Genomic DNA, 13981 nt, shown 5'->3' with positions numbered 1-13981 from the left:
GTGCAGATGTTGCGCGCAATCGTATCAACAAATTCCGGCGTCGCTACGCCCTTCACACGATGCGCGACGCCTTGTTCCCCCAGTACCGGTCCCGCAGCAGGCGCTTGTACAGCTTCCCGGTCGGCAGCCTTGGCAATTCCTTCTCGAAATCGACCGAGCGCGGCACCTTCTGCCGCGATAGCGATTTCGCGCAGAACGCGATCAGCTCTTCGGCGAGAGCCGGCCCCGGCACGACGCCCGGCATCGGCTGCACCACCGCCTTCACTTCCTCGCCGAGATCGGCATTGGGCACGCCGAACACGGCGGCGTCGGCGACCTTCGGATGGGTGATCAGGAGATTTTCGCATTCCTGCGGATAGATGTTCACCCCGCCGGAGATGATCATGAAGGTCGCGCGGTCAGTGAGATAAAGGAAGCGATCGGCGTCGACATAGCCGACGTCGCCGACCGTGCTCATGCTGCCGTCGGCCGAGCGCGCTTCCTTGGTCTTCTCCGGATCGTTGAAATATTCGAACGGCGATCCCGTCTTGAACCAGACCTGGCCGGGCGTGCCGATCGGGCACTCCCGCATGTTCTCGTCGAGAATGTGGAGGTCGCCGAGCAGCACCTTGCCGACGGTGCCACGATGGCTCAGCCATTCCTCGCTGTTGCAGGCGGTGAAGCCGAGGCCTTCGGTCGCGCCGTAATATTCGTGAATGATGGGTCCCCACCATTCGATCATGTCGTCCTTGACCAGAGCGGGGCAGGGCGCGGCGGCGTGTATCGCGATCTCCAGCGACGACAGGTCGTAGCGCTTGCGGACCTCCTCCGGCAGCTTCAGCATGCGCGAGAACATCGTCGGCACCAGCTGGGTGTGGGTGATGCCCCATTGCTGCACCAGTTGCAGGTATCGTTCTGGATCGAAGCTCTCCATGATGATCACGGTGCCGCCCATGCGGATCGTGAGGTTCACGGCAGCCTGCGGCGCGGAATGATAGAGCGGGGCCGGCGAGAGGTAGACCATGCCCTCGCGGTAGTGCCAGAGCTTGGTCAGAAAATCGAACAGCGGCAGATTGTGCTTCGGCGGCTCCTCCGGCAGCGGCCGCAGGATGCCTTTCGGCCGTCCCGTTGTGCCGGACGAATAGAGCATGGCGGTGCCGAGCCATTCGTCCGCGATCGGTGTCGTCGGCAGACCAGCGGTCACGTCCGCAAGCCCGACGATGCGCTCGCTCTCTCCCGGGCCGTCGGCAACAATGCAGAGCTTGATCTCGGGGCAGGCCTGGATCGCCTCGCGTGCAATGTCGAGCTTGGCCATCGACGTGATCAGGATCTTCGACTGGCTGTTGACGAGCAGATAGGCGAGCTCACCCGGCGTCAGGAAGGAGTTGATGCAGGTGTAGTACAGCCCGGAGCGCTCGCCGGCGCCGCAGGCCTCCAGATAGCGCGAATTGTTCTCCATGAAGATCGAATAGTGGTGGAGCCGCTTCAAGCCGTGCTTGCGGAACAGGTGCGCCAGGCGGTTGCTGCGCGCCTCGAGCTCGCGATAGGTGACGGCCTCGCCGGTCGACGCCATGATGAAGGCGGGCTGCAGCGGGCGCAGGCGGGCATGGTGACCAGTGTACATCTATCCTCCGGCTTGGATCATGCGGCGAGAAGCAGGATTTCGCGCAACTCGGCGGGACCCTCGATCTTGCGCGGATTGCGCGGGATCCAGTTGGTGCGCATCGCCTGTTCGGCGATCGTCTCGAAATGCTCCGGCCCGACGCGGACGTCGGCAAGGCTGCGCGGCATGCCGAGCGAGCGGATGAAGGCATCCAGCACGTCGGCAGCATCGTGGCCGGGATAGCCCATCGCGGCCGCGACGATCATCTGCCGTTCGGCATTGTCGCGCGCATTCCAGCGCATCACCGCCGGCAGCATGACGCAGGAGGTGTAGCCGTGCGGCACGTCGAAGGCCGCGCCCAGCACGTAGCCGATGCCGTGGCTCGCGCCCATCGGCACGCCGGCGGCGAGCGCGCCCATCGACAGCCAGGTGCCGATCTGCGCGTCCATCCGCGCGTCGAGATCGGCAGGGGCGGCCTTCACCCGCGGCAGCGCGTCGGCGAGTATGGCGAGGCCTTTGACCGATTGCGCATCGGCATAAGGATGCGTCTCGCGCGAGCAGATCGCCTCGACGCAATGGTCGACGGCGCGGATGCCGGTCGACAGGAACAGCCATTCCGGCGTGTGCACCGTGATGGCGGGATCGAGGATGGTCGCGCGCGGCACGGCCAGCGGATGCCGCAGCATCTGCTTCACATGCGCGGCTCGGTCGGTGACCCCGGCGACCGCGCTGAACTCGCCGCCCGCGATGGTGGTGGGGACGCTGACCTGGCGCACCGTCGGCGCGGTCATCTCGGGCGCGACGCCCTTGTGGACACGGATGCGATCGATGCCGTCGATGTCGGTGATGCCATTGGCGAGGCAAAGCTGCACCGCCTTGGCACCGTCGGTGATCGAGCCGCCGCCCACCGTGACGATCAGGTCGGCATTCGCCTCGCGCGCCGCACGGGTGGCCGCGATCACCGCCTCGCGCGGTGTGTGCGCCGGCATGGCGTCGAACAGGTCGGCGCAGCGGGAGCCAAGCGCTTGCTTGATCTTCTCGATTTCGTCGGTCTGCCGGTTGAGCGTGCCGGAGACCATCAGGAAAGCGCGGCGCGCTCCCAGCCTGTCCATCTGCGCGGCAATGGCGCCGGCCGCAGGATGGCCGAACACGACCTCCTCGATGGCAGCGAAAACGACACGTCCCTGGTGCACGCCTGTCCTCCCCGGACAATTCGTCTTGTTCTTGTCGGGATAGCCTAGCCGAGCCGCCGCCCCCCGTCATGTGCGAAGACGCTGGCCCTTTTACCCTCCCCTGGAGGGGCCAGGGCTATCGCATATGGGAGTGATATCGCCTGTGGCCATCCTTCGAGACGCCCGCCGTTGGCGGGCCCTCAGGATGAGGATCGAGTGCGTTTCGCTGGTTTCAACGGGCTCCGATGCCGCTCAGCCTCATCCTGAGGAGACCGCGAAGCGGTCGTCTCGAAGGACGAGGCGCGCGCTCGGCTCGCGCAAAGAGCCATATGCGATTGCTCTGCCTCCAAGGGAGGGTGACACCGATCGCGCCGCAGACATCTTGCCGTCTCCATTCATGAGCCCGGCGAAGAATTCCATTCGCAGTCCGCCCGCTGATCGCCGCGTGTGAAGCCGGCCATCTGCGTGTCAACCCGCCATCCGGCCAGGGCGGTGATCTGAGCATTGCGCACATCGCGGTCTTGAAGAGTTCATCTCGGCCTCCCATCTTGTGGCGCCCGCAGGTAGAGGCGTACCCTGCTTTTTCTGCGGCTTTTATGCGAGGACCTGGGATGAGCGGACCGGACGGAAGCGAGCAGTATGTCAAAAAGCACGATTTCGTTACGGTTCGACGCGGCGCAATCGCCGCGCTACTCAGTGCGGCATTCGCGCTCACCGGTTGCGACAAGCCGGCCTCGCAGGCGGCGGCGCCGCCGCCCGCGCCGGTGACCGTGGCTCAGCCGGTCAAGCGCACCGTCACTGATTGGGACGAGTTCACCGGCCGCTTCGAGGCCGTCGAGGAGGTGCAGGTGCGCCCGCGCGTCGGCGGCTTCGTCAACTCGGTCGAATTCCAGGACGGCGCCATCGTCCATCAGGGCGACCTGCTTTACGTGATCGACCCGCGTCCGTTTGAGGCGGTGGCGACGCAGGCGGAAGGCCAGCTCTCGGATGCACGGGCCAAGGTGGAGCTTGCCAAGCGCGAGCTCGATCGCGGCTTGAACCTGGTGCAGACCAGCGCCGTTTCCGAGCAGGTCGTCGATCAGCGGCGTCAGGCCTTGCAGGCCGCGCACGCCGCCGAGGTGCAGGCCGAGGGTGCGCTGAAAGCCGCCAGGCTCAATATCGAGTTCACCCACGTCACGGCGCCACTGACGGGGCGCGTCAGCCGCCATCTCGTCAGCCCCGGCAATCTCGTGCAGGGCAGCGACACCGGCACCTCGACGCTGCTCACGTCGATCGTCGCGCTGGATCCGATCTACATCTATTTCGACATGGATGAGGCGACCTTCATCAAATACAGCAAGCTATGGTTTGAAGGTAAGCGCCCGAGCTCGCGCGACACCGCGAACCCGGTGCAGGTGACGCTCGCCGGTGAAACCAAGCCGTCGCGTGAAGGCACTATCAACTTCCTGGACAACCGCCTCGACGTCTCCACCGGTACGCTGCGCAGCCGCGCTGTGATCAAGAACACCGACCTATCGATTCTGCCCGGCCAGTTCGGCCGCGTCCGCCTGATCGGCAGCGCGCCCTACGAAGCGCTCTTGATTCCCGACGTCGCGATCGCGACCGACCAATCCCGCAAGATCGTGTTCGTGGTGAAGCCCGACGACACGGTCGAGGCGCGCCCCGTGGTGCTCGGGCCGCTCGACGAGGGCCTGCGCGTGATCCGCGAGGGTCTGAAGGCCGACGACCGCGTCATCGTCAATGGCATCCAGCGCGCCCGCGTCGGCGCCAAGGTTGCCCCCCAGACGGCGCCGACCGGTGGCAAGTCATGAATCTCGGTCGCCTCTCCATCAACCAGCCCATCCTCGCGATGGTGCTGTCGATCGTGCTCCTGATCGTCGGCGCGCTCGCCTACACCACGTTGCCGGTCTCCGAATATCCGCAAGTGGTGCCGCCGACCGTCGTCGTCACCACCCAATACCCGGGCGCCTCCGCGCAGACCGTGTCCGACACGGTCGCTGCTCCCATCGAGCAGCAGATCAACGGCGTCGAGGACATGCTGTATCTCTACAGCCAGGCGACGTCGAACGGCCAGCTCACCATCACCGTCACCTTCAAGCTCGGCACCGACCTCGACAAGGCCCAGGTGCTGGTGCAGAACCGCGTTGCGATTGCGCAGCCGCAATTGCCTGACGAAGTGCAGCGCAACGGCGTTGTCACCCGCAAGAACTCGCCCGACATCCTCATGGTCGTGTTCATGCTGTCGCCCGACGACACCTTCGACCAGCTCTACATCTCCAACTACGCGCTGCTCCAGGTCCGCGACCAGCTGTTGCGCATCGACGGCGTCGGCGACATCCAGATTTTTGGCGCGCGCGACTACTCGATGCGCTTGTGGCTCGACCCTGACCGGATCGCCAATCTCGGCCTGACCTCGACCGAGGTGCTCGCCGCGATCCGTGCCCAGAACGTGCAGATCGCCGGCGGCCAGATCGCCGAACCGCCGATCGCGGACCGCGCCTTTCAGCCGAACCTGGTTTTCACCGGCCGACTGAAAGACCAGAAGCAGTTCGAGGACATCCTGATCAAGGCCGGCTCGGACGGCCGCACAGTACGCTTGCGCGACGTCGCCCGCATTGAGCTCGGCGCGCTCGCTTATTCCACCAACAGCTTCCTGCTGCGCAAATCCGCGGTCGCGATGCTGGTGACGCAGCGGCCCGGCTCGAACGCGCTGGCAACGGCGAACAACATCTCCGACACCATGACGAGGCTCAAGCAGAGCTTCCCGAAAGGCCTCGACTACAATATCGGCTACAATCCGACCGAGTTCATCGCGCAGTCCGTCCACGAGCTGATCAAGACGATCTATGAGGCCATGCTGCTCGTGGTCGTGGTCGTGCTGGTGTTCCTGCAGGGCTGGCGGCCGGCGATCATTCCGATCATCGCGATTCCGGTCTCGCTGGTCGGCACCTTCGCGGTGATGGCGGCGCTCGGCTTCTCCATCAACAATCTCACCTTGTTCGGCCTCGTCCTTGCCGTCGGTATCGTGGTCGACGACGCCATCGTCGTGGTCGAGAATGTCGAGCGGCATCTCGAGCACGGCCTCAGTCGGCGCGATGCGGCGCTCAAGACCATGGAGGAGGTTGGCGGCGCGCTGGTCTCGATCGCGCTGGTGCTGTGCGCGGTGTTCGTGCCGACCGCGTTCCTCGGTGGTATTTCCGGACAGTTCTTCCAGCAATTCGCCGTCACCATTGCGGTGGCGACCGCGATCTCCTGCTTCTGCTCGCTAACATTGTCGCCGGCGCTGGCCTCGCTGATCCTCACCCCGCATGAAGCGAAGCGGCCGCCCGCCGCCTGGAACCTCATCGCGCGGGCGTGGGGTGCCTTCACCGGGGTCTTCAACCGCGTGTTCGACCGGCTGGCGCACGGTTATGCAGGCCTTGCCAATTTCGTGATCCGGCATTCGGTGGTGATGATCCTGATCTACGTCGCGCTGATCGGCAGCGCCGGCTGGTTGATTGGGACCACGCCGCAGGGCTTCATTCCGGCGCAGGATCGCGGCTACGTGATCGTGTCCGTGCAATTGCCCGGTGCGGCCTCGCTGGCGCGCACCACCGAGGTCGTGCGCGAGATCGAGCGGATCGCGCTGGACACGCCGGGTATCGTCCGCGTCGCCGCCTTTGCCGGCTTCTCCGGCGCCACACGAACGCAGGCCGGCAATGCCGCGGCGCTGTTTCCGGTGTTCGACGAGCCCGAGGCGCGGCTGAAGAAGGGGCTGTCTGCCAACGCGATCACGGTGGAGCTGCGCAAGCGCCTGGCCGCAATCCAGGGCGCCTTCATCATCGTGATTCCGCCGCCGGCCGTGCCCGGCATCGGCACCGGCGGTGGCTTCACCATCCGCATCCAGGACCGCCAGGGCCGCGGGCCCGAGATGCTCGCCGCGGCAACCGACGAGCTAGTCGCCGCGGCGCGCAAATCGCCGTCGCTGCTCGGCCCCACGGTGTTCTCCCCGTTCTCGGCCAACACGCCGCAGCTCTTCGTCGACATCGACCGCACCAAGGCGCAGAAGCTCGGGGTGCCGATCGCCAACATCAACGATACGATCCAGACCTATTTCGGATCGACCTATGTCAACGACTTCAACCTGTTCGGCCGCACCTATCACGTCACCGCGCAGGCCGATTTCCCGTTCCGGAAAGAGCCGAGCGATCTCGCACGCCTGCGCACGCGCAACGCCTCCGGCGACATGGTGATGCTCGGCAGCGTGGTCGAGTTCAGGGACGTGTCGGGTCCCGACCGCGTCGCGCGCTACAATCTCTATGCCGCATCCGAGCTCCAGGGCGAGCCCGCGCCGGGCACCAGCTCGACCACCGCGCTCAACACCATCAAGAAGCTGGCGGACGACACCTTGCCGAGCGGTTTCACTTTTGAATGGACTGACCTCTCCTACCAGCAGATCACCGGCGGCAATGCCGGCCTCTACGTGTTCCCGATCTGCGTGCTGTTCGTCTATCTCGTGCTCGCCGCGCAATATGGCAGCTGGACGCTGCCGTTCGCGGTGATCCTGATCGTGCCGATGTGCCTGCTCGCCGCCACCATTGGTGTCCGCATCATGGGGCAGGACGTCAACATCCTCACCCAGATCGGCTTCGTCGTGCTGGTGGGGCTTGCGGCCAAGAACGCGATCCTGATCGTCGAATTCGCGCGCGACATCGAGCACGAAGGCAAGCCGCGGCTGGAGGCCGTGATCGAGGCCTGCCGCCTGCGCCTGCGGCCGATCCTGATGACCTCCTTCGCCTTCATCCTCGGCGTGCTGCCGCTGGTGATCTCGACGGGATCCGGCTCCGAAATGCGGCAGGCGGGCGGCGTTGCCGTGTTCTTCGGCATGATCGGCGTCACCCTGTTCGGCCTGTTGTTCACACCGATCTTCTATGTGGTGGTGCGGAACCTGGCGGAAGGGCGGAACGAGGGGAAGAAGCCGGAGGTGCTGGCCTGAATGTGGAGGCCACCAGCGTGCCCACATCCTCAGTGTCGTCCCGCGAACGCGGGGACCCATAACCCCAGGAGGAGTGTTGGCGCGAGACAGGTAACCACGAGTCTTCGCCAAACTCCTGCCGGTGGTTATGGGTCCCGGATCTTCGCTTCGCTCGTCCGGGACGACACCATTCTTGCCGCACCATCCTCCATACTAACGGCCTACTCGAAATGGATGGGCAGGCGCGGGGTTCTTCACTAGTATCCGCGCGATTTCAAAACAGAAAACTGCTGGGAGCTAACAGATGAAATCAGCACTTTTGGCCGCCGTCGCAACCTCTGCCCTGGTGCTGGCCGCGCCGGCCTCCGCGCAAGGCGTCAAGATCGGCATCCTCAACGACCAGTCCGGCGTCTACGCTGATTACGGCGGCAAATGGTCGGTCGAGGCGGCCAAGATGGCGATCGAGGATTTTGGCGGCGAGGTGCTCGGCCAGAAGATCGAGCTCGTCACCGCCGACCACCAGAACAAGCCTGACCTTGCGAACTCGATCGCGCGGCGCTGGTATGACGTCGAGAACGTCGACATGATCACGGAGCTGACGACCTCCTCGGTCGCGCTCGCGATCCACGAGCTCTCCAAGGAAAAGAAGAAGATCGACATCGTCGTCGGCGCCGCGACCTCGCGCCTGACCGGTGATGCCTGCCAGCCCTATGGCTTCCACTGGGCCTACGACACCCGCGCGCTCGGCGTCGGCACCGGCGGCGCGCTGACCAAGGCCGGCGGCGACACCTGGTTCTTCCTCACCGCGGACTACGCCTTCGGCTACGCGCTGGAGAAGGACACCAGCGAGATCGTCACCGCCAATGGCGGCAAGGTGGTCGGCTCGGTGCGCGTGCCGCTCAACTCCTCGGACTTCTCCTCCTTCCTGCTGCAGGCGCAGAGCTCGAAGGCGAAGATCGTCGGCCTCGCCAATGCCGGACTCGACACCACCAACTCGATCAAGCAGGCGTCCGAGTTCGGCATCGTCTCCGGTGGCCAGAAGCTCGCCGGCCTCCTGATGACGCTCGCCGAAGTGAACGGCCTCGGCTTGCAGGCCGCGCAAGGCCTGGTGCTGACCGAGGGCTATTACTGGGATCTCAACGACAAGACCCGCAATCTCGGCGAACGCTTCCTCAAGCGCACCGGCCGGATGCCGAGCATGATTCACGCCGGCACCTATTCGGCGACACTGAGCTATCTGAAGGCCGTCAAGGCTGCCGGCACCAAGGATACTGAAGCCGTCGCCAAGAAGCTGAAGGAGCTGCCGGTCGACGACGATTTCGCGCAGGGCGGCAAGGTGCTCGAGAACGGGCGCATGGTCCACGACATGTACCTGTTCGAGGTCAAGAAGCCCTCGGAGTCGAAGAAGCCCTGGGACTATTACAAGCTCCTCGCTACCGTCCCCGGCGACAAGGCCTTCTTCACCACCAAGGAAAGCGGCTGCCCGCTGACGAAGTGACGCGTAGCGTCATTTCCGGGGCGATGCGAAGATCGAACGATAGTGCGCAATTGCACCTGAGAATCTCGAGATTCCGGGTTCGGCGCTGGCGCGCCGCCCCGGAATGACACCTGACAATCATCCCTCACACCAGCCGCAACACCACCGCCCCCAGCGCCCCCGCCCACAGCGCCATCGCGGCGATGCCCTGGATCGCAAAACCCGGGCCGCGCTTCGCCGCGGCTTTCGAATAGCCGATGAAGTAGACGATGCGGCCGATGATCCAGATCGCACCGATCCCCGCCGCAATGGCATCGCCGATATAGACCGCGAACAGCCAGAGCGCCGGCAGGAAGATCGGCATCCATTCCAGCGTGTTCATCTGGATGCGGAAGGCGCGTTCGAAATCCGGATGGCCCGACATCGCGGGCACTTTGACACCGGTCTTGGTGCGCGAGCGCGAGACGTTGATGGCGGTGAAGAAATAGAATGCGATCGCCAGCAGCGTGACGAGGGCGGTGAGGTGATACATCGCTGGTCCCTTCGAACAGACCGGGCTTCAATAGCCGGTCAGCTCGAGATAGCCAACGCCGTCATGCGTGCCGGCAAAGCTGATCGGTCCCTCCCAATAGGCGAAGCCGGTCCCCATCCAGGCCCTGGGATTGAGCGGCTTGCAGAGAATCGAGAACGACCGCGCCGGGATCGAAATCTGCCATTCTAACGGCAGCCGGCGTCCCGCGACCTCTGCCGTCGCTTTCGGGATCATCTGGATGTCCCCGCCCGCGATCATCTGCGTCTCGCCCGAGGCGCTGATCCAATTGCCGAACGGATAGTTTTGGCCGTCCTTCTGTCGCAGCCGGTACAGCATCAGCTTGTCGCCCGACGACAGATGCAGCGACAGCCAGTCCCAGCCGGTCTGATCGGCATCGAGCGGCTGGCTGCTCCATTCGCGGTCCATCCAGGCCTGGCCCGAGACAGCGACCGGCTTGTCGTCGATGGCGAGCGTGCCGCGGGCGCGGTAGAACGGCTGGCTGTAATAATAGGATGCCTGGCCACGCTCCGACTTCCGGCTGTAGCCGCGATCGCCCTGCAGGACGACCGGACGATCGGCCTCCAGCGTCAGTGCGTAGCTGAAATCGGTGCTGGATGCCTTCAGCGCCAGCGGCGCCAGGGTGTGATCATCGGTGCGTTCGGACCCCGTCATCCCCCAATCGTCGATCCAGGCCGCGAACGGCTTTGCCGTGACCCCGGCCTGGCCGACGCCGCCGCGTGAAAAGACTTCGTTGAAGCGGTGGGTGTCGGCGCGCGTCACCGCGGCATGGGCCATCCACACCTGCTGATTGGCCCAGCCTTCGCCTTGCGGGCCCGGCTGCGCCGCCTGGCGGAATAGCGTCCATTGCAGGCCGCAAGCCGCGCCGCTGCCGTCGACGAGGTTTGCCGTGAGATACCACCACTCGATCCGAAACTCCGGATGTGGGCCGTGATCTTCCGGAAAGGCGAACGTCTTTCCCGGCGTCACCTTGGCAAATCCGTCCGCGGTTTCGCCGAGCCCGGCGTAGCCCTGCGCGGCGGCGCGGCGAGCGAGCACCAGCGCGGCGATGCCGCCCGCGAAGGCGCGACGCGAGATGCGATCAGCGCTCATTGGCGAACACCTTGACGAGGCTTGCCGGCTGCATCCGCGCCAGCCGCGCCACCGGCAACAGGGCCGCAAGCAGCGAGGCCAGCAGCGCCACTGCGACCAGGGCGATCAATTGCGCCGGAAACACATGGAAAGGCAGCCGCCAGCCGAACGCCTTCACGTTCACGATCGCGATCAGGCACCACGCCACGACCAGGCCGAGCGGCACCGCCAGCAGCGCCGTGAACAGCGCCACCGACAGCGTCTTGCTCAATTCGATCACGGCAAGCCGTGGCCGCGTGATGCCGATCGCCCATAGCGGTGCGAGTTGCGGCAGGCGGGAATTCGCCAGTGTCAATAGGCTGGTGAAGAGCGCGATCCCGGCAACGCCGAGCGTGAACGCATTCAGCGCAGAGGTGACCGCGAAGGTGCGGTTGAAGATGCGGATCGATTCCGCCTTGACCGTCGCCTGGTCGGCGACGCTGCGGTCGTCGAGCGCGAACTGCGTCTGCAGGGCCGCGATCAGGCCGGGAATATTCTCTTTGGCGACGATCAGGCCGATCCGCGTCTGCGGCGTCTGCGGGAATTGCCGCAGCAGCGCAGCGACGTTCACGGTCAGCTGTCCCTTGGGATTGCCGTAATCGGCATAGATGCCAGCGATGTCGAGCTCCCAGCTGCCGCCCGGCGCTGGCACCTCGACGACGTCGCCGACGCGCACATTCAGGCGGCGGCTCAGCTGCTCGCTGATGAAGGCGGCGTTGCCAGGCACGAGCCGGGTCCAGGCGCGCGGGGCGGCCTCCAACAGCGGCCAGCGCTCGCGATAGAGCGCGTGGTCGGGCAGGCCGAGCAGCTCCACCGGCTGGCCCTGTATCTGCGTTTCGGCGCGGCCGCCCGACAGGATCGCCTGCACCTCGCTGCGCTGCTTCAGCCAGTTGCGGATCGCCGTGCCCTGCGCATTGTCGGAGGCGCTGATATAGACATCGGCCGCGAGCCGGCCGTTGAGCCAGCCGATGAAGGTGCGGCTGAAGGTTTCCACCATGGTGGAGACGCCGACATTGACGGCGAGCGCGAGCAGCAGCGCCATCAGCGCCAGCGACAGGCCGGAGAGCTGTTGCCGGCTGTCGGCCCAGAACCACAGCGCAAGGGGTTTTCGCGCGGTGCGTTGGCCTGCGAGCAGGAGCAGTTCGAGCAAGGCCGGCAGGATCAGGGCCGCGCCGAGCATCAAGGCCGCCAGCACGCCAAATCCCGCGATCAGGGATTCGCCATAGCGAAGCAGCAGCAGCGCGACCGCGAACACGGCGCAGGCCGCACAGCTCTGCAGGATCAGCCAGTGGCGCTGCCGCTGCTGCCAGGCGCGCGGCTGCGCCGTCGCCAGCACCGGCATTCTGATCGCCTTGATCAGGCTGGGCGCCGCCGCAACCAGCGCGCCGGCGATGCTGATGCCGATGCCGGCGAGCCACCATTCGCCCCGCAAGGCAAGCTGCCCCGGAATCTGCGCGCCGTAGAGCCCGCGCAGCGATGCTGCGACGTCGGGGAGCAGCGCTGCGGCGATGAAATAGCCGCACGCGAGCCCGATCAGCCCGGCGGCGAGGGCCAGCGCCACCAGCTCGAGCACCAGTACGCTGTTGACGAGCCGGGCCGAGGCGCCGCAGGCGCGCAAGGTGCGCAGCATCGGCAGCCGCTGCTCGAAGGCGAGGCCGACCGCCGAATTGACGATGAAGAGGCCGACGAAGAACGACAGCAGGCCGAACGCCGTGAGGTTGAGGTGAAAGCTGTCGGTGAGGCGCTCGAGCTCAGTCTCGGCCGTCGGCTCGACCAGCTGCAGCTGGTCGCCGACCACGCTTGCCAGCGGCGCAGGCCTGCTCTTCGGCTTGCCGATCAGCAGCCGCGACAGCTGATCCGGCTTGTTCAGGAGACGCTGCGCCACGCCGATATCGACCACCACGACGTCGGGCACGAGCTGCGGCAGCGCGCGCAGCGGCGGCAGTTTGGCGCCGTTGCTGATCGCAGGCGCCGCGCCTTCCGCTTGCTGCAGGTCGCGCAGCGTCTCCCGCGCCACCAATGTCTGGCCCGGCGTCGTCACGAAGCTGCTCAGATCCGAGGCGCCGAGGCGCGGTGCGTTGCCGACATCCACCGGCAGCGTCACCGGCTCGATCCCGAGCAGCCGCACCGAGCGTCCGTTGATCTGGACCCGGCCCTCCAATGCCGGCGACACCGGCCAGCCGGCGCGGCGGAGCTTTACGAACAGGTCCTGGGGAAAGGTTGCATTGTTCGGCGCAACCAGCATCGCGGTGCGGACACCGCCGAACGTCGCCGCGGCGCGGTCATAGGCGCTGCGGGCCTGCTGGTTGATGGCCTGCACGCCGCTCCACAGCGCGGTCGCCGCGATCAGCCCAACCAGCAGCGTCGCGAACTGCATCTTGTGGCGCCGCCAATGGCTGAGCAGCACCGCGAGGACCCAGAGCGCGCGTCTCATGCGATCCGCCCCGCGTGCAAGGTGAGATGGCGATCGAGCTGAGCTGCCAGATGCAGGCTGTGCGTCACCATCAGGAAGCCGCAGCCGGTGCGCGCGACGAGGTCACGCGTCAGCGCCAGCACGTCCTCGGCAGTGGCCTCGTCCAGATTGCCGGTCGGCTCGTCCGCCAGCAGCAGCGAGGGTTTCGTGGCGAGGGCCCGGCCGATCGCGACCCGTTGCTGCTGGCCGCCGGACAATTGCTCGGGATAGCGCTTCAGAAGCGGCCCGAGCCCGAGTCGTTCGACCAGCTCCTTGGTCCAGGCCGCATCGTGACGGTCGGCAATCCGCGCCTGAAAGGTCAGATTGTCGGCAACCGACAGGCTCGGGATCAGGTTGAACTGCTGAAAAACCAGGCCGATCCGGTCGCGCCGCAAGGCCGCGCGCCCTGCGTCGGAGAGCTTGGTCACCTCGACGTCCTCCAGCCGGATCGTGCCGCCATCGGCGGCGTCGAGGCCCGCGATCAGGTGCAGCAATGTGCTCTTGCCGCTGCCGGATTCGCCGGTCAGCGCGGCGCGTTCGCCAGCCCTGAGGTCGAGATCGACGCCGCGCAGCACATGGACCGGTTCGCCGGCCGAGGAGAAGGTCTTGGAGAGATTGCGGATGCTCAGCACGATGAATGGCGCCGGACGGAATTAGCGGAATTGTTGCGTAGCACACCTGCTG

Annotated in this window: 9 protein-coding genes; 3 read left to right on the top strand and 6 right to left on the bottom strand. The window is 65.9% G+C overall.

All coding sequences use genetic code 11. From position 1 onward, the window contains the following. Window positions 1–52 precede the first annotated feature (52 nt). Together X268_RS30950 and X268_RS30945 are read right to left on the bottom strand one after the other, a co-directional pair. Window positions 53–1603 carry an AMP-binding protein gene (locus tag X268_RS30950; RefSeq protein WP_128928450.1) on the bottom strand — a complete coding sequence of 517 codons (1551 nt, stop codon included), beginning with the start codon at window positions 1601–1603 and terminating at the stop codon, window positions 53–55. A 17-nt stretch (window positions 1604–1620) separates the two neighbouring features. Then, entirely contained in the window at window positions 1621–2775 is a 1155-nt protein-coding gene (locus X268_RS30945; protein WP_128928449.1) for an iron-containing alcohol dehydrogenase, read from the bottom strand. Between the two features lie 590 nt (window positions 2776–3365). Between X268_RS30945 and X268_RS30940 the strand changes: the two genes are divergently transcribed. The 3 genes from X268_RS30940 to X268_RS30930 all read left to right on the top strand — a co-directional run bounded on the left by X268_RS30940 (window position 3366) and on the right by X268_RS30930 (window position 9206). Continuing rightward, window positions 3366–4565, top strand: coding sequence for an efflux RND transporter periplasmic adaptor subunit (locus X268_RS30940; RefSeq protein ID WP_164938022.1), 1200 nt, complete (start codon window positions 3366–3368; stop codon window positions 4563–4565). Next, the gene (locus tag X268_RS30935; RefSeq protein WP_128928447.1) at window positions 4562–7729 is read left to right on the top strand and encodes an efflux RND transporter permease subunit; all 3168 of its coding nucleotides are present in this window, start codon (window positions 4562–4564) and stop codon (window positions 7727–7729) included. The genes X268_RS30940 and X268_RS30935 overlap by 4 nt, the downstream gene beginning before the upstream one ends. Before the next feature lie 283 nt (window positions 7730–8012). Beyond that, entirely contained in the window at window positions 8013–9206 is a 1194-nt protein-coding gene (locus X268_RS30930; RefSeq protein ID WP_128928446.1) for an ABC transporter substrate-binding protein, read from the top strand. Window positions 9207–9330: 124 nt separating this feature from the next. Here the strand turns inward: X268_RS30930 and X268_RS30925 are convergent, their stop codons facing one another. The 4 genes from X268_RS30925 to X268_RS30910 are packed head-to-tail and all read right to left on the bottom strand — an operon-like array spanning window position 9331 to window position 13929. After that, entirely contained in the window at window positions 9331–9717 is a 387-nt protein-coding gene (locus tag X268_RS30925) for an MAPEG family protein (RefSeq protein ID WP_128928445.1), read from the bottom strand. Window positions 9718–9744: 27 nt separating this feature from the next. Then, entirely contained in the window at window positions 9745–10827 is a 1083-nt protein-coding gene (locus tag X268_RS30920) for a lipocalin-like domain-containing protein (RefSeq protein WP_128928444.1), read from the bottom strand. Beyond that, window positions 10817–13279, bottom strand: a complete 2463-nt coding sequence (locus X268_RS30915; RefSeq protein WP_128928443.1) for an FtsX-like permease family protein — start codon at window positions 13277–13279, stop codon at window positions 10817–10819. The genes X268_RS30920 and X268_RS30915 overlap by 11 nt, the downstream gene beginning before the upstream one ends. Beyond that, complete coding sequence (locus X268_RS30910) at window positions 13276–13929, bottom strand: ABC transporter ATP-binding protein (protein ID WP_128928442.1); 654 nt, start codon at window positions 13927–13929, stop codon at window positions 13276–13278. Before X268_RS30910 ends, X268_RS30915 begins: the two co-directional genes overlap by 4 nt. Window positions 13930–13981: the final 52 nt, after the last annotated feature.

The organism is Bradyrhizobium guangxiense, assembly GCF_004114915.1.
In the GTDB taxonomy this organism is placed as follows: domain Bacteria; phylum Pseudomonadota; class Alphaproteobacteria; order Rhizobiales; family Xanthobacteraceae; genus Bradyrhizobium; species Bradyrhizobium guangxiense.
Note: the sequence above shows the minus strand (reverse complement) of the source record. Positions and strands in the feature narration are given on the sequence as shown.

What these genes read in the sequence shown, in the direction of transcription:
- X268_RS30930 (WP_128928446.1), top strand. Translation starts at nt 8,013, where the DNA reads ATGAAATCAGCACTTTTGGCCGCCGTCGCAACCTCTGCCCTGGTGCTG.
- X268_RS30940 (WP_164938022.1), top strand. Translation starts at nt 3,366, where the DNA reads ATGAGCGGACCGGACGGAAGCGAGCAGTATGTCAAAAAGCACGATTTC.
- X268_RS30950 (WP_128928450.1), bottom strand. Translation starts at nt 1,603, where the DNA reads ATGTACACTGGTCACCATGCCCGCCTGCGCCCGCTGCAGCCCGCCTTC.
- X268_RS30920 (WP_128928444.1), bottom strand. Translation starts at nt 10,827, where the DNA reads ATGAGCGCTGATCGCATCTCGCGTCGCGCCTTCGCGGGCGGCATCGCC.
- X268_RS30915 (WP_128928443.1), bottom strand. Translation starts at nt 13,279, where the DNA reads ATGAGACGCGCGCTCTGGGTCCTCGCGGTGCTGCTCAGCCATTGGCGG.
- X268_RS30935 (WP_128928447.1), top strand. Translation starts at nt 4,562, where the DNA reads ATGAATCTCGGTCGCCTCTCCATCAACCAGCCCATCCTCGCGATGGTG.
- X268_RS30925 (WP_128928445.1), bottom strand. Translation starts at nt 9,717, where the DNA reads ATGTATCACCTCACCGCCCTCGTCACGCTGCTGGCGATCGCATTCTAT.